Origin of the sequence: Streptomyces sp., assembly GCF_036524955.1 — a bacterium.
Taxonomy (GTDB): domain Bacteria; phylum Actinomycetota; class Actinomycetes; order Streptomycetales; family Streptomycetaceae; genus Actinacidiphila.
The window spans coordinates 1-20178 of record NZ_DATDBG010000064.1 but is presented as its reverse complement, the minus strand read 5'-3'; the positions used below and the strand labels follow the sequence as shown (position 1 = coordinate 20178).

General features: G+C 72.5%; 15 protein-coding genes, 1 tRNA gene and 1 pseudogene. 10 read left to right on the top strand and 7 right to left on the bottom strand.

Features of this window, described 5'->3' with window-relative positions; all coding sequences use genetic code 11:
• Positions 1-62: 62 nt before the first annotated feature.
• Positions 63-1568 (bottom strand): PP2C family protein-serine/threonine phosphatase, encoded by a 1506-nt coding sequence (locus tag VIW71_RS05155; RefSeq protein WP_414720660.1) that lies wholly within the window; start codon positions 1566-1568, stop codon positions 63-65.
• Positions 1569-2143: 575 nt separating this feature from the next.
• On the opposite strand from VIW71_RS05155, the gene VIW71_RS05150 reads away from it, so the two are divergent.
• Both VIW71_RS05150 and VIW71_RS05145 read left to right on the top strand, forming a co-directional pair.
• Positions 2144-2830, top strand: a complete 687-nt coding sequence (locus tag VIW71_RS05150; protein ID WP_331620760.1) for a bifunctional DNA primase/polymerase — start codon at positions 2144-2146, stop codon at positions 2828-2830.
• 256 nt (positions 2831-3086) lie between these two features.
• A complete protein-coding gene (locus VIW71_RS05145) occupies positions 3087-3236 on the top strand; it encodes a hypothetical protein (RefSeq protein WP_331620759.1) in 150 nt (49 codons plus the stop codon).
• 580 nt (positions 3237-3816) lie between these two features.
• On the opposite strand, the gene VIW71_RS05140 is transcribed toward VIW71_RS05145, so the two are convergent.
• From VIW71_RS05140 to VIW71_RS05130, 3 genes are all read right to left on the bottom strand, one after another.
• Positions 3817-4788, bottom strand: a complete 972-nt coding sequence (locus VIW71_RS05140; protein ID WP_331620758.1) for a DUF5926 family protein — start codon at positions 4786-4788, stop codon at positions 3817-3819.
• Between the two features lie 401 nt (positions 4789-5189).
• Positions 5190-5885: an ATP-binding protein gene (locus tag VIW71_RS05135; RefSeq protein WP_414720659.1), complete on the bottom strand. Its 696-nt coding sequence runs from the start codon at positions 5883-5885 to the stop codon at positions 5190-5192.
• Between the two features lie 223 nt (positions 5886-6108).
• Positions 6109-6942, bottom strand: coding sequence for a glycerophosphodiester phosphodiesterase (locus tag VIW71_RS05130; RefSeq protein ID WP_331620756.1), 834 nt, complete (start codon positions 6940-6942; stop codon positions 6109-6111).
• A gap of 260 nt (positions 6943-7202) precedes the next feature.
• Here VIW71_RS05130 and VIW71_RS05125 point away from each other — a divergent pair, with 260 nt between their 5' ends.
• The 3 genes from VIW71_RS05125 to VIW71_RS05115 all read left to right on the top strand — a co-directional run bounded on the left by VIW71_RS05125 (position 7203) and on the right by VIW71_RS05115 (position 9575).
• The gene (locus tag VIW71_RS05125) at positions 7203-8798 is read left to right on the top strand and encodes a S1C family serine protease (RefSeq protein WP_331620755.1); all 1596 of its coding nucleotides are present in this window, start codon (positions 7203-7205) and stop codon (positions 8796-8798) included.
• 67 nt (positions 8799-8865) lie between these two features.
• Positions 8866-8952: transfer RNA gene (locus VIW71_RS05120), tRNA-Ser, on the top strand.
• Between the two features lie 269 nt (positions 8953-9221).
• Complete coding sequence (locus VIW71_RS05115; RefSeq protein ID WP_331620754.1) at positions 9222-9575, top strand: VOC family protein; 354 nt, start codon at positions 9222-9224, stop codon at positions 9573-9575.
• A gap of 688 nt (positions 9576-10263) precedes the next feature.
• Here the strand turns inward: VIW71_RS05115 and VIW71_RS05110 are convergent.
• A complete protein-coding gene (locus VIW71_RS05110) occupies positions 10264-10689 on the bottom strand; it encodes a PPOX class F420-dependent oxidoreductase (protein WP_331620753.1) in 426 nt (141 codons plus the stop codon).
• A gap of 625 nt (positions 10690-11314) precedes the next feature.
• A complete protein-coding gene (locus VIW71_RS05105; RefSeq protein WP_331620752.1) occupies positions 11315-12481 on the bottom strand; it encodes an SCO2400 family protein in 1167 nt (388 codons plus the stop codon).
• A gap of 712 nt (positions 12482-13193) precedes the next feature.
• On the opposite strand from VIW71_RS05105, the gene VIW71_RS05100 reads away from it, so the two are divergent.
• The 5 genes from VIW71_RS05100 to VIW71_RS05080 all read left to right on the top strand — a co-directional run bounded on the left by VIW71_RS05100 (position 13194) and on the right by VIW71_RS05080 (position 18762).
• On the top strand, positions 13194-14159 hold the full coding sequence (locus tag VIW71_RS05100) for an aldo/keto reductase (protein ID WP_331620751.1): 966 nt from the start codon (positions 13194-13196) through the stop codon (positions 14157-14159).
• Between the two features lie 465 nt (positions 14160-14624).
• Positions 14625-15695, top strand: coding sequence for a ribokinase (locus VIW71_RS05095; RefSeq protein WP_331620750.1), 1071 nt, complete (start codon positions 14625-14627; stop codon positions 15693-15695).
• Positions 15696-15847: 152 nt separating this feature from the next.
• Positions 15848-16033, top strand: coding sequence for a hypothetical protein (locus VIW71_RS05090; RefSeq protein ID WP_331620749.1), 186 nt, complete (start codon positions 15848-15850; stop codon positions 16031-16033).
• Positions 16034-16441: 408 nt separating this feature from the next.
• On the top strand, positions 16442-16963 hold the full coding sequence (locus tag VIW71_RS05085) for a SigE family RNA polymerase sigma factor (RefSeq protein ID WP_331620748.1): 522 nt from the start codon (positions 16442-16444) through the stop codon (positions 16961-16963).
• A 149-nt stretch (positions 16964-17112) separates the two neighbouring features.
• Positions 17113-18762 (top strand): long-chain fatty acid--CoA ligase, encoded by a 1650-nt coding sequence (locus VIW71_RS05080; RefSeq protein WP_331620747.1) that lies wholly within the window; start codon positions 17113-17115, stop codon positions 18760-18762.
• Positions 18763-18834: 72 nt separating this feature from the next.
• Here the strand turns inward: VIW71_RS05080 and VIW71_RS05075 are convergent.
• Positions 18835-20178 (bottom strand): annotated as a pseudogene (locus VIW71_RS05075) (hypothetical protein); the annotation flags it as partial.

Here is a 20178-nt window from a genome sequence, read left to right as displayed (position 1 = left end):
TCGTATGCGCGGGGTCCGCCGGCGGAATACGGCCCCGGGCGTGCCCGTCCCCGGTCCGGCGCTCAGTCGAACCGGGCGACCAGCAGGACCAGGTCCTCCCTGCCGTCCGCCCGGTCGAGGTCGTCGGGCAGCACGGTGTGCAGGATGTGGTCGGCCAGCAGCTCGGGGTCGTCGCGGACCAGCCAGGGGGCGCCCTGCGCGGCGGAGTGCAGCCGCGCGAAGGCCCGGTCGGCGCTCTCCCCGGTGCGGTGCAGCAGGCCGTCGGTGTAGAGCAGGAGGCTCTCGCCGGGCCGGGCGCACAGCTCCACGCTCGGTGCCTCCCAGCAGCTCAGCATGTTCAGCGGGGCGGAGAGCGACGTCTCCACGTACTCGCAGCGCAGGTCGCCGACGACCAGCGGCGGGCAGTGCCCGGCGCCCGCCAGGGTCAGCCGGTGACCACCGCCCGGGGCCGCGGTGGCGTACCCGAACAGGGCGGTCGCGGACCGGGCCGGCTCGGTCAGCCGCAGCAGCAGCTCCAGGTCGGACAGGACGGCGACCGGGTCCTCGCCCTCCATCACGGCGTACGCCCGGAGGCTCGCCCGCAGCCGTCCCATCGCGGCGACCGCGCCGGGTCCGGCCCCGGTCACCCCGCCGACGGCCAGCCCGAGCGCGCCCTCCGGCAGCGGCAGCGCGTCGTACCAGTCGCCGCCGCCGCGCGGTCCGGCCTTGTGCCGTACGGCCATCCGCACGCCGGGCACGCGCGGCAGCCGGGCGGGCAGGAGTTCGGCGGTGAGCGCGGCGGTGGTGCACCGGGCGCGGCCCAGTTCGAGACAGCGGGCCAGGTGCTCGGCGGCGAACCGTGCGTACAGCCCGACCAGGCGGCGCTGCCGGTCGGCGGGCTCGGTGGGTTCGTCGTAGAACCAGACGGCCGTGCCGAGCCGGCCGGCCCGCTCCGCACGGAGCGGCAGCGCGTAGCTGGCGCCGAGGCCGAGCTGCGCGGCGACCTCGCGGTGGCGCGGGGTGAGGCCGGGTTCGTGGAGCAGGTCGCGGTGGACGGTCTCGGCGGGGGCACCGGGCTCCGGGTGCGAGGGGTCCGCGGGGCCGCCCGGCGTGTCGCCGTGGCGGGCGCGAGCCCCGTGGTCCTCGTGCGGGACCGTCTCCAGCGTTCCCAGGTCGGGGCGGGCCAGACCCAGGCCGACGGTGGTGTCCGGGACGAGGCCGTCCGCGGACTCCAGCGCGATCATGCCGCGCTGGGCGCCGACCAGGGTGGCGCCGGCCCGCAGCACCTCGTGCAGCGCGTCCTCCAGTTCGGGGACGCGGACCAGGCGCTCGGTCAGCTCGTGCAGCAGCGACAGATCGCACACCCAGGTCGCGAGCCGGTCCTGGACGGCGAGGTGGTGGGCGGGGGTGCCGCGGACCGGCATCCGCTCGGGGTGGGTCGGGTGCGCGGAGACGGCGGACGAGGGGGCCGGCGCGACGGGGACGGCCGCGGAGTCGGCAGGGCAGTCGGCAGAGGCGGCGGGATTTTGCGCCGTGACCGAAGAGGATGGCTCGGTTCCAGCCACTTTTCTGACGTGGGCAGTGCTCATGACCTGGGACTTCCGGCCAGCGAGCGGCGGGTGGGGCAATCAGCGCTTTTCGTCCGCAGTGCGCGGAGCATCTGCATGAATAGCATTGCAAACCCCCATGTCGTGCTGCGCCGCTACCAAGGACCCCACTTCTACACGCACGATCGTGGGCATGTCCAGGATTGTCCTGGTACAACGAATGTGTCGAGGCCTTGCGGTACTCTCGGCGGACCGCGTACGTTGACTCAAAACCGCCACCCCCGGTTGATGCGGGTTGTCGACTGATCCCAGCCAACAGCGCGTCATAACGCGGGTGATGGGTAGGAACCCGAAGTCCGGCTCAAGCGTCGTAGTACGTAAACAGGTGACGGCCGACCCAACCCCGAGTGGTGGGGGGTGCTGCGCCCAGCGGGAACCACGAGCAGTGGCTCACGATCGGGGCACCGTGAGCGAGACAAGCGCCACATGTGCGCCACCCTCCGCCACGTTCCACGCTCGGCTGGCAGCGTGATGCGCTGCCTCGTATGCGGTGTGCTCGACAGTTACGTTGTGTAATGGGCAGATCCCTGGGCGTTAACGGAAAGGAACGAGCGCTGATGCGCGAGATCCTCGGAAGGCGACGCAAGCTCTCTCTCCACCGAAAGGGGCGGACCGCGTTGCTGAACGCGGCGCTCACCTACGCCGAACAGTGGAAGTGGCGCGTGGTGCCCGGCGTCGGGTACGACCGGCGGGGCGCCTGGCGGACCGCCGGTGCGCAGCCGTGCGCCTGCCCGCGCGCCAACTGCCCGGTGCCGGGGGTCCATCCGCTGGATCCCGGACTCCTCGCGGCCACCCGGGACCCCCGGATGGTCCGCTGGTGGTGGACCCGGCGGCCGGACGCCCCGGTCGTTCTGGCGACCGGTGACCGGGTCTCCGCGGCGAGCCTGCCCGCGGTGGCCGGCTCCCGCGCGCTGGACGCCATCGAACAGCTCGGCTTCCGGCTCGGCCCGGTGGCCGCCACCCCCACCCGCTACCTCTTCCTCGTCGCCCCCTACTCGCTGGACGAACTCGGCGAACTCCTCGACAGCCAGGACTGGGTGCCGACCTCGCTGCGCTACCACGGCGACGGGGGCTACATTGCGCTGCCGCCCTCCAGCAGCAGCGCGGGGCAGCTCCGCTGGGTCCGGCCGCCGACGGTGGGCACGGGCGAGACGGCTCCCTGGCTGCCGCGGATCGGCACGCTGGTGGAAGCGCTGGTGCAGGCCGGGTGCACGGCGCCCGACGGGGGCCGGCTGACGTACTGAGGCGCTCGCGGGGGCGGGTCTCGACGGTTTCGGCAACGCTTACCGGGCTTGCGGGACGGCTCGCGAGGGCGTTGCCGGAACGGCCGGTTCCGAGCCTGGTGTTCGGACCCGCCGCGATCGTCTTCCTGAACGCGAGGTGGGGACCGTGACGGAAAAGGGACCGGGGGGAGCCGAGGAGCCGGCGGGACCCGGGCAGTCCGGGCGACCCCGAACGCCGGACGAGCAGACGCGGGCCCATGCCGCGGGTTTGCGGCGGGTGGCCGTCGCGAGCGTGGCCGCGCTCTTCCTCGTACTGCCGCTGGCCGCGGCGACCGCCGGGCCGGCGGGGGGCGTGGACGGAGGGAAGGGCGTCCCGCATGTGCGGGAGCCGAGGGAAGGGCAGGGTGCCTCGCGCGGTACGGGCTGAGGGCGTCACGGGAGTGGGCGCGGAATGTGGCGAGGCTGTTGCCCGGGATGGGGACGCCGGAGCCGAGCGGTCTCTTCAGTGGCCGAGGCCGTGGCGGTGCGTTGTCCGGGGCCGGGGCCGGGGGACCGTATCCGAGCCGTCCGCCCGCGCCGGGGCCGCTCGTCCGGGTCGGGGCACGTATCCGCGGGGGCAGCGTCCAGGTGCCGGCCGGGCATGGAAACACCCAGTCGCTGGCGACGGGGGATGCACCAGCGACTGGGCTGTTCAAACGGTAACAAGACTTCAGCCGATCGCAAATCCCGTCCGGAGCGCCCCGGCCGTTTCCCCGGTGTTTCCAGGCATTTCCAAGCGATTTTGTGATTGGAATCACTAACCAACCGCTCGGTCGGCGCCCCCGTTCGGGGGTGGTGCCCGGGCGTGATCCGGGAGCTTGGCGGGAGCTGGGGAAACGGTCGCCTGGGCGTGAACGGTCCTCCGGGGACGGCCGGTTACCGAGGTGATGCGGCCGACTTCTGGAGGCCGGTGCCGGGCGCTGACGGCCGCTCGGCAACGACCTCCCTCCGGGCCGCCCCGGGAGGCGTCAGCTCAGTGTGATCTGGCGGTTCGTGAAACCGCTGCGGGCGCGCCGCTCCTCGGCGGTGAGCGGCTCCGTACGGGTCAGCGTCTCCGCCAGGAGTTCGCCGAAGGCCGCCGCAGGCTTCTCGATCTCCTCCGCGGGCAGTCCGGCCGGCAGGTCCCACACCGGCACCATCAGACCGTGCGCGCGGAAGGAGCCGACCAGCCGCGTACCGTCGCCGAGCGACGACGCGCCGGCCGCGTGCAGCCGGGCCAGCGCGTCCAGCAACTCCTCCTCGGGGTACGGCATGACCCACCGCAGATGGTTCTTCTCCGGCGTCTCGCACCAGTACGCGGCGTCCACGCCGGTCAGCCGCACGGTCGGGATCGCCGCCTCGTTGGCGCGCTCCAGCGATGCCGCCACCTCGCCGGACGCCGTGTCCGCGTCCTCCAGCCAGAACTCGAACCCGGTGTGCACCTCCGGCTCGAAGGGCGCGTTCAGGTCCAGCAGGTCCTGCAGGCGCGGCCCGTCCGCGGCCGGGCGGCGGCCCTCCACCGGGTTGCCCGGCTCGGCGGTCAGCGCGCGCCGCAGGGTGTCCGCGAGGTCGCGGCTGATGTCGCCGGAGGCCGCGTCGTTCTGCAGACCGAGCAGTACGCCACCGGTGTCGCGGCGCAGGCCCGGCCAGGCCATCGGGAGGACGGTGCAGAGCGTCACCGACGGCACCCCGTCGGGCAGGCCCTCCTTGAGGGTGAGCGGCACGGTGGCGGCGGGCACGAGCTCGCGCAGCGCCACCCAGTCGCACTCGCCGGGCAGGCCCTCGAAGGGGCGGCGGACGAGTTCGGTGACCGCGTGCGCGGCCTCGCGGCCGTGGCACGCCTTGTACCGGCGGCCCGACCCGCACGGGCAGGGTTCCCGCGCACCCACCACGGCAACGGCCGCGCCCTCCGCGGCCCTGGGGCCCTTCGTCCTGATGGCGGTTGCGCGCTTCTTGGCCATGGCTCGGTCTCTTCCGGTGCGGCGGTGTTCCGGCGGCGAGCCTAGCGCGCGGTGTTGTCCGCGCCGGAGGACCCGACTCGTGTGGGTGAACGGCTTCCGCCGGGCCGCCCTCGAACGCCGGACGGGCCCGGGGTAGGTGCCCGGCGTTTCGCTCGCGTGCCCGGGCGGACCCGCCCGCTCTCGAAGGCCGGGTGGGCCGGGGTTGGCTCGGGTTTCGCCCGGGTGTCCTCCATCGCCGGGCGCGCTTGGCTTTCGTACCCGGCGGCTCGGATGCCGTCGCGGGCTCGTTGCGCCCGTGGCGGGCCCGGCTGTCGTCCTGGGTCGGCTTGTCCGTCCCCCGGCAGGCTCGGCTTCGCCCCTGGTCGGCTCGGTTTCGCTTCTCGGACCCGGTGGGGCTCGGGTCAGCCCAGGTCGTCCAGGGACTCGGCGAGGTCCAGGGGGAGGTCCAGGGGGACGCCCATGGGCAGGCCGATGCCGGTGGGAGGGTCGTCACGGCGGGCGTGCCGGCCGCGGACCGGGAGTTGGGCCCAGACGGTGACCTCACCGGGTGTGTCCCGTACACCCCAGCGGAGCGCCAGGCTGGCCACGATGCCGAGGCCGCGTCCGCCGTGGGCGGTCAGGGAGGGGCTGGACGGGCGCGGCCGGGTGGGGCCGCCGCCGTCGGTGACCTCCAGGACCAGCAGCCCGTCGCCGCCGATCGACCAGGCAGCGCGTATTCCGCCCTCCAAGGGCTCGCCGGGTACCTTCGCGCCCGCCTGTCCCGTCGCTCCGCCGCCGTCGACGTTTTCCCGGCCGCCAACGCCAGCGCCAACGCCAACGTCGACGCCGACACCGACTCCGCCACCGACGCCGCCGATTCCGTTACCGCTGCCGAATCCGCGGTCGTCGCGGTCGTCGCCCAGCGGCCGGGCATGCCGGCACGAGTTGCTGAGCAGTTCGGAGAGGATCAGGGCGGCGTCGTCGATCACCGGCTCCGGAACGTCCCGCGCGTACAAGTCCCTTCGCAGTCTCCTGCGTGCCTCCGCGACGCCTGTCGGACCATGGGGCAGGGCCATGGTCGTGGACGTCGGCACTTCCTGCGCCACCATCAACGACACCCCCGAGACCTCCTTCACCCCACGCCACAGGGTGGATGCCCCTTTGGACTCGACCGGAAACAGGCCAACCGCGATCTATTGACGCACTCCTTACACAGGCGCCTGATCCGCCCATGCCGTTGGCATGATCCAGTGCGATACGGCGCGATCGCCCGCCGGTCGCCACGATCCGCGTGCGCCGGAGTACGCCCGATGACCGTCGTAGCCCGTATGACGTGGGAGATCAGCGGCCCAGCTGGGACAGAACCTGCCTCGGGCGGTTGGTGATGATCGCGTCCACCCCGAGCCGTACGCACAGCTCCACGTCGGCCGGCTCGTCCACCGTCCATACGTGGACCGCGTGGCCGACCCGGTGCAATCTGGCCACGTACCCCGGGTTGGCGCGCAGGATCCGGATGCTCGGCCCGGCGATCCGCACCCCGGGGGGCAGCCGCCCGTCGCGGTGCGCCGGCGTGACGTACGGCATCAGATAGACGGTCGGCAGCGTCGGCGCGGCCAGCAGCACCCGCCGCAGCGAACGCGCGGAGAAGCTCATCACCCTGACCTGCGAGGGTTCGCCGTTCGGCGGGCGGTCCAGGCCGAAGCGGCGGAGCAGTTCGAGAAGGCGCTGCTCGACCTGCCCGGCCCAGCGCGTGGGGTGCTTGGTCTCGATCGCCAGCTCGACCCGCCGGTCGGTCTCGGCGACCAGTTCCAGCAGCCGGTGCAGGGTCAGTACGCGGCTGCGCTCGCCCGGGTCCCACCGCTCCGGGGTCTCGGGGTCGGCGTACTGCCCCTTCCACGACCCGAAGTCCAGCGCGGCGAGGTCGGCCAGTTCGAGGGAGGAGACGGCGCCGCGGCCGTTGGACGTACGGTTCACCCGCCAGTCGTGCACGCACACCAGTTCGCCGTCCGCGGTCAGCCGTACATCGCACTCCAGCCCGTCCGCGCCGTCCTCGATGGCTTTCCGGTAGGCGGCGAGCGTATGTTCTGGTGCATCCTCGGAAGCGCCCCGGTGGGCGACGACCTGGACAGGTCGCCGCTGCGGGTACGACTCCGGGACCGCACGTGCGATTGTCACCGGGCCATGGTGCCACCGCTCGGGCGGCGGGTACGCGAGCGTCGGGCGTGCGGTGGTGTGCGGGACATCCGCGCGACGGGTGCGGGCTCAGCGGTGTGCGGCTTCGTGGGGCTCGTACCCGGTGTGCGAGGACCTGGTGGCGCGTACTGCGCGAGGTCCGCACAGGGACCGCTTACGGCGGTCCGACACGCCGTGGGAAATCCTGTTGTGCACCCGTTACCTTGTCACCTTGTCCTGACCCTGACTGAGGAGAATGCGCTGTGAGCACCGAGAACGAAGCCGGGTCCTCCCAGCCGGCTGCGGAGTCGGCGGATGCCACACCCGAGGGTGCGGCATCCGGTGGTGCCTCGGCGGGCCCCGTTACTCCCCCCGTCCTGAAGGCGCCGCCGGCTCCTTCCTCCGCTCCGGCCCCCGCTGACCCTCCCGCACCCGCCGATCCGCGGACGGAGGTGCTGCCGGTGCACGCACCGCCGCCCGTGCCGGCGCCGCCGCCGGTGGGGCCGCCGTCACCGTACGGGCCGTCACCGTACGAGGCGCAGCGGCCGGCCGCGTTCGCCGCTGCCCCCGGGGGGCAGCAGAGCCAGAACCCCGACCCCTTCGCGGTGCCGGCGACGCCCTCGTACGCGGCGTCCTCCGCGTACCCCGCGTCCGGTGCGCCGCAGACCGAGCACGGGCACGGTTCGGGGGGCGCCGGGGGCCCGGTGTGGGGCGCGCCCGTGCCCGTACCGCCGAACGGTGGCGGCAGGCGCCGCGGCCTCGGCGGCCTGGTCGCCGCGGTCCTGGTGGCCGCGCTGGTCGCAGGGGGCGTCGGCGGCGGCATCGGCTACTGGGCCGCCGAGCACAACGACAACTCCTCCGGCTCGACCACCGTCTCCGCGTCCAACAACCCCAAGGCGCTCAACCGCGCCCCCACCTCCGTGGCCGGCATCGCCAGCAAGGCGCTGCCCAGCGTCGTCACGATCAAGGCCAACGGGAGCCAGGAGAGCGGCACCGGCACCGGCTTCGTCTACGACCGGCAGGGCCACATCCTCACCAACAACCACGTGGTCTCCCCGGCCGCGGACGGCGGCAAGCTCACCGTCACCTTCTCCAACGGCAACACATACGACGCCGAGGTCATCGGCCGCGCCCAGGGCTACGACGTCGCGGTCATCAAACTGAAGAAGGCCGCCGGCGTGAAGCTCACCCCGCTGCCGCTCGGCAACTCCGACGACGCCCAGGTCGGGGACGCAACCATCGCCATCGGCGCCCCGTTCGGCCTCTCCGGCACCGTCACCACCGGCATCGTCAGCGCCGTCCACCGCCCCGTCGCCTCCAGCGACGGCCAGGGCTCGAGCGCCTCCTACATGAGCGCGATCCAGACGGACGCCTCCATCAACCCGGGCAACTCCGGCGGGCCCCTCCTCAACGCCAACGGCGCCGTCATCGGCATCAACTCCGCCATCCAGCCCGCCGGCAACAGCGAGCCCGGCAGCCAGGGCGGCAGCGTCGGCCTCGGCTTCGCCATCCCCATCAACCAGGCCCAACGCGTCGCCGACCAGCTCATCAAGACCGGCCAGCCGGTCTACCCGCTGATCGGCGTCAGCCTCGACACCCAGTACGACGGCGACGGCGCCCGCATCTCCACCGAGTCCGGCTCCATCACCGCCGGCGGCCCCGGCGAGAAGGCCGGCCTCCACCCGGGCGACGTCATCACCCGCTTCGACGACACCCTCATCGACAGCGGCCAGACCCTCATCGGCGAGATCTGGCAGCACCAGCCCGGCGACAAGGCCACCATCACCTACACCCGCGACGGCTCCTCCCACGCCACCACCGTCACCCTCGGCAGCCGCACCGGCGACTCCACCAACTAAGCTGTCTCCCGCGACGCCCCACCCCGCCGCCCCTCACCGGGCCCCCGGCACCCGGAGCGCCGCGCAAGGAGGCTTGCCCGAGCGGCCGAAGGGAACGGTCTTGAAAACCGTCGTGGCAGCGATGTCACCGTGGGTTCAAATCCCACAGCCTCCGCACAGGTAGAAAACGCGCTGGTCAGATGGGGTGTCTCTCACTGAGAGACACCCCATCTGACCTCAGGCTGTCTCACCCTGTCTCGCCCGTATCCCATCCCAGCACCGGAACGGGAAGGTGGAAACCAACGGGTTCGCGGAATCTGAACGCTGGTGTGTGCCGAACCTGCGGGTGGCGGTGGCTCCGCGAGGGGAAAGCGCTTGGGTTCAGCCCGATGGTGAGACCTGAGTGCCTGTTCTTCGAAGCTCTGGCAGGTCTAAGCTCGGCGGATGACTTTGGAATGGGAACAGGTAATTGTTCACTCGGTAGATCCGGTGGCCTTGGGGCAGTGGTGGGCCGAGGCTCTTGGTTGGGTTGTGGTCCACTCCTCTGATGAGGAGTTCGAGATCCGCCCGGAGCCGGATCGCCTGCCGGGGTTGGATTTCGTCCGGCTTGATGAGAGCAAGAAGGCCAAGAGCCGACTGCATCTCGACTTCAGGCCTGATGACCAGGACGCCGAGGTGGCTCGTCTTGTGGCTCACGGCGCACAACGTGTTGATATTGGCCAGGGTGATCAATCGTGGGTTGTATTGGCAGATCCCGAAGGTAACGAGTTCTGTGTCCTTGGCCAGCGGCGTCAGTAAGGCTCACGCCCGGGTGGGGTCGATGATAAAGCATTCGGGGCGGGCGGCGCGGACGTAGTGGATCGCGGGTGCGCGAGGTGATGCCGAACAAGCGCATCACAGTCGGACCGGGTCCGCGGTCTCTCGTGCCCCGTCGAGGAATCGGTCCTGTCGAAGCCGTGTGAGGTTGATTCCGATCCGGTCGCGGAGCGCTTGGAAGTTGGAGATGCCGACGGCGGGATGGTCGACGTGCATAACGGTGACGGGGCTGACGATCAGATAGGGATTGGCGCTCAGCGGCCAGCGGTGATGGCGCTCGATCAGAGTCCTCGACCAACTGCAGGGCGTACTCGACGGGGGCTGTGAGGTGCACGTTCTGGGCTGCGTCGCGCACCGGGTGGTAGCGGACCGGCATGCCGCATCTGACCGGCCCGTTGTTCGGCCCGTCACCGCAGGGCCGCTGCCAGCGCGACGTGAGCCCCACAAGACATCAACTGCCGGCTCGTAAGGGGATCATCACCAGGGGGCCTCCGCGCCGACCCGGAATCGCGTCCGGGTCGGACGAGGTGGTGGCGGCGTCCCCTAGGTATCGAGCTCGTCGCGCCCGTGCGCCGGTCCGATCGGTGATCGACGTGCAGATGCTCCTGCGGGTCGATGCGGTCCGACGTTACGGGTCAGCGCCGAAGGTCTCGCTGTCCATGCTCGCGGCTCAGCGCGAGGTCGACGCCCAGGGGCCGACGCCGCCGATGCGCTCGACGGAGTAGCGCACGATGTAGCCGGGACCCTTCGGCGCCGGGAACTCGGCGTCGGGGGACACGTAGACCTTCGTCAACCGGTTGAGCAGATTCCATGCGTCGTCGCTCGGCTGAACGGTGGCCCGCGCCCGCAGCACGGCGTACTCGTTCAAGAAGACGCCAGGCGTCCGCGGTGCGTCGAAGGACAATACGACCCGTGGGTCGCGCTCGATGTTGCGCAGCTTCGCGTACCACCCCATATGACCAGTGACGAGATCACCGCCGTCCAGCCCGATCCACACGACGGTCACCTGCGGGCTCCCGTCGGCGTTGATGGTGGTCAGGTGCGCCATGGGACCGGACGTGATCAGGTCTCGCAGTTCACGCGGCAGACCGCTCATAGCTGATCCTTTCTGTCACGGGCTCATCGTATCCATCGTCCGGGCAGACGTGATCACGTACCTGAGACGGCACGGGACGCGAGTGCTGCCGTGCGCGTCGTCAGCGCGACGGTGCATATCGTCGGCGATGGAACCCGCGCGGGCACCTCGTTCACGCGTGAGCGGCAGCCGGGTGCATCGCACGCACGGCTGTCCGTCTCCTCTCCTGTCCCGTCTGCAGGAGGCCCGCACGTCGGTGGTGCGGGTGTGGTTCCAGGCGCCGGGGAGCGCGCCGCTGCAGGAACGATCCGGACGCAGGGGCCGCGTCCGCTCGGCTTGCCCGGGCCCGGGCCTAGTGATGCCCCTTCGGCCTACCCGCGGGCGCGCGGCACCTGCCGCGCCGCGCGGGGCGGAACGCGGTCGGCGCGCGCCCCCGCCGTACGCCCCCGCCGCACCCTGGATGATTCGGTGCCGCAGCCGAACGGCGCCGCGCAACGCCTCCTCTGGGGTCGGCGAGGAGGCGTACGGACGCCACCACCCAATGGCACCCGGAGCGGTCGCGACGCGGCCAGTACACCCTGAACCCGGCCCGGCGCTCGGCGTCGTGCCCGAGCCGCCGGACCGCGGGCTCGCGACATACGGGGAGTCAGCCGAGGCAGAGCACGAGGAGACAGAGCTCCGGCGGGGGCGGGGTGGAGGTCGGGGAAGTGGAGGGCTGCTGGGGGGTGGTCGAGGGCTGGGCTTCAGGCGCCGGCGTGGGGTTGGTCGCGGGCTGGGGAGCGGCCTGCTGGGGCTGTGTAACGGAAGTGACCGTGGTGGTCTGGGGCGACTGGATGCCCGTCTGGATGACCGGGCCGGCGGCGCGGACCACGGGTGAGGACGGTGCCTTGGCGACCGCCGCAGCAGGGGCGGCGGCGTGGGTGACGGCCTGAGCGGGGTGCGCCGCGGCGGTGCGGTGCGGCGTGACCGTGGTGCTGTGGTGCGGAGCGGTGTCCGTACGGGAATGCGCCGGGGCTTGCGCGTCGGGCTGGGCGACGGCGGCGTTGTCCGTGTGGAGCGAACTCGGGAGCAACGGGTCGTCCAGCGGGGCCGTCGCCGAGTTGACCTTCGAGGAGTGCGAGGGCATGGCCGCTACGGTCAGGCCGCCGCCGAAAAGGGCGACGGCGGTGGCGGCCGCCGCACGGCGACGGTTCTTCCGCCAGCGCTCCATCTGCCGGCGCCGGCCGGCCCGGCCGCTGTGCAGGGTGGGCGCGATGTCCTCGGAGTCGAGCACCGAGGCGGCGCCGGAGGCGGCCACCAGCGGAACGATTTCCCGGTTGTCCGAGTGGTCCCGCTGGACGAGTTCACCGCTGGGGCCGGTACCGTCCACCGGTCCGCCGGCGGGGCGGCCGATGCCGCTGACCGGTTCGAGGTCCAGGTAGCCGGTACTCCCACCGGGCGCTGCGAAGTCCGAGTGGTGGTGGTCCGCCCTGTCCCACGGTGCCCGCTCGGCGGAGCGGCTTGCCTCGTCCAGCGCGGCGAATTCGGCGAGGGGATCCACGTCGTCCCACGGATGGGGCTCCGTGCGGTGGTGGCCCATCCCGTCCAGCGACGGGAAATCGAAGGAGTGGTCCGCCGAATCCCACGGCGCGTACGGGTCGGGCGACGCGGTGTGCTCCGGGCGGTGGGGGTCCCAGGCCATGGTGCTGATGCCCGCGGTGCCGCCGCTCTCGTGGCGGGTGGCGGGCGGGGCTATGTCGGGGGCATAGGCGCCGCACCCGGGACATACCAGGGCCCCGTTGAGGGTCCGGCGGCAGGAGAAGCAGTAGTCCATTCGCGGTCTTTCTGTGTTGGCTGCGCGGCCTGGGGGGCTGGTGGCATGCTCACGTTCGCCCGCGACCGGGCAGCCTGAAACGCTAACAGGGCCGCTCGGAGACCATGCGTGGTACTTGTGAGGTTCTTGAAAAGATCGGCGGTCGACCAGGGTGACGGTTGGGGCCGGTGTTACGGGTGGGGGTGCCGATCGCGGGTCCCGGTGAGGCCTGTACGGAGGGGCCGCCGCGCCCGTACGAGCCGTGCCGACGGCCGGCGGGCGCGGGGCCGGCCGGAGGGCTGACGCCCGAGCTTCCGGAGTGGGCGGCCGAGGAACGAGGCTGCCTGCGGAGGGAGTGAGCAGGAAGACCGACCACACCCGCCGGAGGGCTGACGCCCGAGCTTCCGGAGTGGGCGGCCGAGGAACGAGGCTGCCTGCGGAGGGAGTGAGCAGGAAGACCGACCACACCCGCGGTGCCGCACGGGGTGGGCCGACCGTCATCGTACGACCGCCGTACCGGCACCGGTGCCGATACGTGACCAGGCGTGAGCCCTGCGTGAACGGCACGTCGGCCGCACCGAGGGGGTAGCGGAGCGGCGCCGGGATACGCCGCACCCGTCGGCCTCGTAAGGCTATCGTCGAATGATCGATGCGGATCCGGCCGCGCGCGCCCTGCGACGCGCCCGGTCGTCCACGTACTGACGTACTGACGTACTGAGCTGGAGGAAGTCGCATGCGGTATCGCCCGTTGGGACGCGGTGGCCTTTCCGTGTCGGAGATCGGTTACGGAGCCTGGGGCATCGGTGAGGCCGGCTGGGTCGGCGCGAGCGAGGAGGAGTCGCTGCGGGCGCTGCACCGCGCGCTGGACCTCGGGGTGAACTTCATCGACACCGCGCGCGGGTACGGGGAAAGCGAGCGGATCGTCGGCCGGGTGGTACGCGAGCGTGCCGGCGACGAGGTGCTGGTGGCCACCAAGGTGCCGCCGCTGAACGGGATCTGGCCCGCCCCGGACGGCCTGGACCCGGCCGAGACCTTCCCCGGCACGCACATCAAGGAGAGCGTCGAGACCAGCCTGCGGGCCGCCGGACTCGACCACTTCGACGTACTGCAGTTCCATGTGTGGAGCGACGAGTGGGTCGGCCGCGGCGACTGGCTGGAAACCATCGCCGACCTGAAGGGGGAGGGCAAGATCCGCTTCTTCGGCGTCTCCATCAACGACCACCAGCCGGAGAACGCCCTGGCCCTGGTTCGCAGCGGCGCCGTCGACACGGTGCAGGTCATCTACAACATGTTCGACCAGTCCCCGGCGGACGCGCTCTTCCCCGCCTGCGAGGAGCACGGGGTCGGTGTCATCGTCCGGGTGCCCCTGGACGAGGGCGGCCTCACCGGCAACGTCACCGCCGGCACGGCCTTCCCCGAAGGCGACTTCCGCAACCACTACTTCAAGGGCGACCGACCCGCCGAGGTCGAACGCCACGTCACCGCGCTCACCGCCGAACTCGGCATCCCCCGCGAGGAACTCGCCGCCACGGCACTGCGCTTCGTTCTGAGCTCCCCGGCCGTCTCCACCGTGATCCCGGGCATGCGCAGTGTCCGCAACGCCGAGCGCAACGCGGCAGTCAGCGACGGCGAGCTGCTGAGCGCGGAGCAGCTCGCGCTGGCGGCCAAGCACAGGTGGGAGCGCAACTTCTACGCGTAGCGGTACGCGGTCACGTAGGGGCGGGTTCGCCTTCACCGCGTACGAGCCGACGGCGGCGACGTCCTGGCGGCTCGCGCGGTGCGGGGCCCCTGCCAGGGCGCCCCGCACCGCGGCGGCGAACGTGCGGTAGGACCGGTCCGCCGCTGTTGTGCCCCCGCGCGTCCGTGGACCTCGTGCTCGGAACCGCGCCGCCCTGGCGGCGCGGTTGCCGGGTCCGGCACGAGTTGAGCGGGTGCGGCCGGCTCGGGGGAGGATGACCGTGGTGGCGGAGGCGTTGCGAGAGAAAAGGCCGGGGGGACCTGACATGTGACGTGACGGGCGACGTGACGGGTGCCGTCGCGGACGACCCTGTTCGGCGGGGGACGGGGTCGGCGACGCAGCGACGCAACGGGAGACGGGGCGCGCGAATGGCGGCATGTCCGGCCCGCCAAGTGACGGGAGCGGCAGGAGAGAGGTGCGTATGACGTGGTGACAGGTAGCGCGGGGAGCGGGAAGACCCTGCTGGTGGTGGGTTCGGCCAACGCCGATCTGGTGGTACGGGTACCCCGGCACCCGGCGCCCGGTGAGACCGTGCTGGGCGCCGCGGACCTGGCCGTGCACCCGGGGGGCAAGGGCGCCAATCAGGCCGTGGCGGCGGGTCGGTTGGGGGCGGCGGTCACCTTCTGCGGGCGGGTCGGCCGGGACGGGTACGGCGAGCTGTTGACGGCGGAGCTGCGCTCGGCGGGCGTGAACACGGCGGGATTGCGGGTGACGGACGAGGCACCTACCGGGGTCGCCCTGATCACCGTGGCGGAGGACGGTGAGAACACCATCGTGGTGGCTGCCGGCGCCAACCGGACGCTGACCGCAGCCGAGGTCGAGGCGGCCTTCACCGCGGACGTACGCGTGGTGTCCGCGCAGTGCGAGGTCCCGGTCGAGGCGGTACGCGCCGCCGCCCGGCGCGCGCCCCGCCTCGTACTCAATCCGTCGCCGCCCGAGGCGCTGGTGGAGTCTCCGTACGCGGCGGAAGTCCTCGCGTACGCCGATCCCTTGGTGGTCAACGAACACGAGATGCGAGTCCTGCTCGCCGGTCGGGGCGGCGGGCAGACCGAGGAAGGCGGGCAACCCGAGGAGGAGGGTGCGGGAAGGTCCGTGAGAGGACCCGAGGCCCGGCCCGAACCTGACGGGAGGACTGAGGTGGACGCCGACGCGGACCCCGCAGGGAAACCTCGCAGTGAACCCTCCGGAAAGCCCGTCCCGGAGGAGCTGCTGCGGCTCGGCGTGCGGTCGGCCGTGGTGACGCTCGGGGCGGCGGGGGCGGTCGTGGTGGAGTCCGGCGGCCGCACGACCGGTATTCCGGCAGTGCGGGTCGAGGTGGTGGACACCACGGGGGCGGGCGACGCGTTCACCGGGGCGCTGGCCTGGCGATTGGCGGAAGGGGACGACGTGGTGACGGCGGCTCGGTGGGCGGTGCGGGCCGGGGCCGCCGCGGTGACAGAGAGGGGAGCGCATCTTTCGTCCACAGTCTGTGGAAAACTCCGGGCCGAGGCGCCGTAGTCACCCTGACGCCTCCCGAACAGGGGTGCCAGGCCTCGGAAGCGTCCCCGGCAGGGGCAACGGGCAGCGGGCGGCGGCGTGCCTGCGCGGGGTGGCATCATCCCCATCGCTGACTCAGGCACTTGTGGAGCCGGCACGGGCAACTGCCTGACGTGGTCCGGTACGCGCGCCGGGGCGTACCGGCCGACCCGACCGGGGAACGCGTACCGCCCGCCACCGCGTGGACCCCGCACGCGCGGATCCACCGGTACACGGGCAGCGTCACCGAGTCCCGCGGCGGCGAGAAGCTCACCATCGGCTGCGACCCGGTGGACGCACCGGTCGCGGTGGCGCGGTAACCGGTGGCGCGGTAACCGGTGGCGGGGTAACCGGTCGCGCGGTAGCCGGTGGTGCGGTGAACGGCGGTCCGGTGGCCGGTAGCCGCCAGCGGTCGCGCGGTAACTGGTAATCGGAGCCGGTCGCGGGGTAATCGGTAGCCGGTAGCCGGTCGTGCGGTAACCCGTGATCCGGCAACCGGTGGCGCGGCAACCGGTGATCCGGCAACCCGTGATCCGGCAACCGGTGGTGCCATACCAGCGCGGCACCCCGAGACCCCCGGGAACATCAGGCACATCCCCTCCGGGACGCGGCCACCGCGGCTCAGCCCTCGGGTGGTGGGAGAGCCCCCGTCCTACGACCTGAGAGTGATCCCGTTTCGGCACTTGCGGCCGATCCGCGAGACGCCCCCGCGCTTCTAGCGTTGAGCCATGACCACGCCCGTGTGCACCAGCGCCGACATGACGCAGTTCACAGCCTATGTCCGTGCCAAGGGCCCGACGCTGCTGCGCACCGCGCGCTCCCTCACCCCCAACCCCGCCGACGCCGAAGACCTGCTGCAGACCGCGCTCACCAAGACCTACCTGGCCTGGGACCGGATCGACGACTACCGGGCCGTCGACGGCTATGTGCGCCGCACCCTGGTCAACACCCGGACCTCGCAGTGGCGCAAGCGCCGGGTGGACGAGTTCGCCACCGACGAGTTGCCCGAGCCGGCCGGCGCCGGGCCCGACCTCACCGAACAGCAGGCCCAGCGCGACGCGCTGCTGCGGGCGATAGGCCGGCTGCCCCCGAGGCAGCGCGCGATGGTCGTCCTGCGCTACTACGAGGACATGAGCGAGGTGGAGACCGCCGAGACGCTCGGAGTCTCGGTCGGTACGGTGAAGAGCGCCGTCTCCCGCGCCCTCGGCAAGCTCCGTGACGATCCCGAACTGGGGCTGTGCGTGGCGTGACGGCACCGTGACCGCACCGTGATCACGCCGCGACCAGGCCGCGCCGCCGGCCCGCGAGGCAGAACGATCCCGTACGGAGTAGTGACGTACCGCCCGGTACGCCACCACAATCGCGGGAACCGACCCTCGAACCCCCGCCGGAGGCCCGTGTGCTCAGCACGATGCAGGATGTCCCGCTGACCGTCACCCGCATCATGGCCCACGGAATGCGGGTGCACGGGAAATCCACGGTCACCACCTGGACCGGGGAGGGTGAGCCGCAGCGCCGTACCTTCCGCGAGGCGGGCGTCCGTGCGGTCCGGCTCGCCCACGCGCTGCGGGACGACCTGGGCGTCGGCCGCGGCGACCCGATCGGGACCCTCATGTGGAACAACTGCGAGCACCTGGAGGCGTACCTCGCCATCCCCTCCATGGGGGCGGTGCTGCACACCCTCAACCTGCGGCTGCCCGCCGACCAGCTCACCTGGATCGTCAACCACGCCGCCGACCGGGTGATCCTCGTCAACGGCTCGCTGCTGCCGCTGCTCGCCCCGCTGCTCCCGCGGCTCGAACCGGTCAAGCACCTGGTGGTCGTCGGCCCCGGCGACCTCGCCCTGCTCGACGGCTGCCGTCCCGCGGTGCACGAGTACGAGGCGCTGCTCGACGGGCGGCCCGACACGTACGACTGGCCTGAGCTGGACGAACGCGAGGCCGCCGCGATGTGCTACACCTCCGGCACCACCGGCGACCCCAAGGGCGTCGTCTTCTCGCACCGTTCGGTCTACCTGCACTCCCTCCAGGTCAACTCCGCCGAGTCGATGGGCCTGACCAGCCACGACACCTCGCTGCCGGTCGTGCCGATGTTCCACGTCAACGCCTGGGGCCTGCCGCACGCGGCGTTCATGACCGGCGTCAACCTGCTGATGCCGGACCGTTTCCTCCAGCCCGGCCCGATCGCCGAGATGATCGAGAGCGAACGGCCCACCCACGCCGCCGCGGTGCCCACGATCTGGCAGGGGCTGCTGGCCGAACTGGCCGCCAGGCCCCGGGACGTCAGTTCGCTGAAGCAGGTCACCATCGGGGGCTCGGCCTGCCCGCCCGCGCTGATGAAGGCGTTCGACGAGCAGTTGGGCGTCCGGCTGTGCCAGGCGTGGGGCATGACGGAGATGTCCCCGCTCGGCACGGTCGCGCAGCCGCCCGCAGGGGTGACCCCGCAGGAGGAGTGGGCGTACCGGATCACGCAGGGGCGCTTCCCCGCGTCCGTCGAGGCGCGGCTGATCGGCCCGGACGGCTCGGAGATGCCGTGGGACGGCGTGTCCGTCGGCGAGCTGGAGGTACGCGGCCCCTGGATCGCGGCCTCCTACTACGGCGGCGTGGGCGCCGAACCCCTGCGCCCGGAGGACAGGTTCAGCCCCGACGGCTGGCTGCGTACCGGAGACGTGGGCGCCGTCTCGGAGGACGGCTTCCTCACTCTCACCGACCGCGCCAAGGACGTCATCAAGTCGGGCGGCGAGTGGATCTCCTCCGTCGACCTGGAGAACCACCTGATGGCCCACCCGGACGTCGCCGAGGCGGCGGTGGTCGCGGTCCCGGACGACCGCTGGGGCGAGCGCCCGCTGGCCACCGTCGTCCTCAAGTCGGGCGCGACCGCGGACTACGCGGCCCTGCGGGAATTCCTTGAGGAGCGCGTCGCCCGGTGGCAGGTACCGGAACGGTGGGCGGTCGTCGCGGCGGTGCCGAAGACGAGCGTGGGCAAGTTCGACAAGAAGGTGATCCGCACGTCGTACGCGGCGGGGGAGCTGGACGTGCGGCGCCTGTGACACGCTCCGGGGAGCTGGACGTGCGCGGCCTGTGACACGCTCCGGCAGGCCGGGCCCGCACCGGGCCCGGCCTCAGCTTCCGATCTTGCCCAGCAGGTCCACGATCCGCGCCTGCACATCCGTACTCGTCGACCGCTCGGCCAGGAAGAGCACCGTCTCCCCCGAGGCGAGGCGCGGCAGTTCGGCGGGGTCGATGTCGGCGGAGGTGTAGACGACCAGCGGAGTGGTGTTGAGGCGGGCGTGGCCGCGGAGCCAGTCCACGATGCCCTGCCGGCGGCGCCGGATCAGCATCAGGTCCATGACCACCAGGTTCGGGTGGATCTGCGCCGCCTTCGTCGTCGCGTCGGCCTCGGAGCCGGCGTGCGTGACCTGCATGCCGCGCCGCTCCAGGGTCGCCGCGAAGGCCTGCGCGATCGGCTCGTGGCCCTCCACCAGCAGCACCCGCGGCGGGTGCTGCTCGCTGTCGCGCGGCGCCAGCGCCTTGAGCAGTACGGCGGGGTCGGCGCCGTACGCGGCCTCGCGGGTGGCCTGGCCGAGTCCGGCGGTGACCAGTACGGGAACGTCCGCGGCGGCCGCGGCCTGGCGGAGCGACTGCAACGCGGTCCGGGTGATCGGCCCGGTCAGCGGGTCCACGAAGAGCGCCGCGGGCGGCTCGGCGACCTGCGCGTCCACCTCCTCGCGGGAGCGGACGATCACCGGCCGGTAGCCGCGGTCGGTCAGCGCCTGCCGGGTGGAGACATCGGGTTCGGGCCACACCAGCAGCCGGCGCGGCTCGTCCAGCGGCTCGTCCGGGCGGTCGTCGGCCACGTCGGTGACGTCCACCGCGCCGTTCGGGCCGTCCAGCGGCTCCGGCCCCTCGGCCGCGCCCGCCGCCGGGGCTCCTATCGCGTACGACCGGCCGGGCGCCTGCGGCGCGGGTGCCGGTACGTCGGCCGCCGCCGGCACTACCGGGCGCGGCGGCGCGGCCTCGACCGCGCGCTCGACCTCGCCGGGCTCGGGCCGCGGTGACCGCTGGGGCAACTGCTGCTGCGGCGGCTGCGGTTCGGGCCTGCGGACCGGCAACTGGCCGGAGTCCGGGTCGGCCTGCGGGTGCTGGCGGGCCTGCGCCTCACCGCCGGGTCCGGCCGTGTCGGCCGCGCCCTGGCCCTGGTCCGCCAGGTGGGTCTGCGCCTGCGGCGGGTTCAGCCGGCGGCGCCGCCCGGAACCGCCCGCCGCGACCTGCGCGGGCAGTCCCTGCGGATTCTGTGCCTGTACGGCCTGCGTCTGGGTCTGCGGGCGCGGGTCGGCGGCGAACGGCACACCCTGACCGAGGGTCCGTACGCTGATCGCCCGGCCGTGGGTGCCCTGCGCGGCGTCCTGGCCCGGCGGGCGGCCGACGCCGGCCGCCGGGCTGTTCGCCGGACCGGCCTGCGGAAC

Excerpts from the sequence above, each read along its gene's own strand:
- VIW71_RS05155 (WP_414720660.1), bottom strand. The coding sequence starts at position 1,568 with ATGAGCACTGCCCACGTCAGAAAAGTGGCTGGAACCGAGCCATCCTCT.
- VIW71_RS05150 (WP_331620760.1), top strand. The coding sequence starts at position 2,144 with ATGCGCGAGATCCTCGGAAGGCGACGCAAGCTCTCTCTCCACCGAAAG.
- VIW71_RS05140 (WP_331620758.1), bottom strand. The coding sequence starts at position 4,788 with ATGGCCAAGAAGCGCGCAACCGCCATCAGGACGAAGGGCCCCAGGGCC.
- VIW71_RS05115 (WP_331620754.1), top strand. The coding sequence starts at position 9,222 with ATGACTTTGGAATGGGAACAGGTAATTGTTCACTCGGTAGATCCGGTG.
- VIW71_RS05110 (WP_331620753.1), bottom strand. The coding sequence starts at position 10,689 with ATGAGCGGTCTGCCGCGTGAACTGCGAGACCTGATCACGTCCGGTCCC.
- VIW71_RS05105 (WP_331620752.1), bottom strand. The coding sequence starts at position 12,481 with ATGGACTACTGCTTCTCCTGCCGCCGGACCCTCAACGGGGCCCTGGTA.
- VIW71_RS05100 (WP_331620751.1), top strand. The coding sequence starts at position 13,194 with ATGCGGTATCGCCCGTTGGGACGCGGTGGCCTTTCCGTGTCGGAGATC.
- VIW71_RS05085 (WP_331620748.1), top strand. The coding sequence starts at position 16,442 with ATGACCACGCCCGTGTGCACCAGCGCCGACATGACGCAGTTCACAGCC.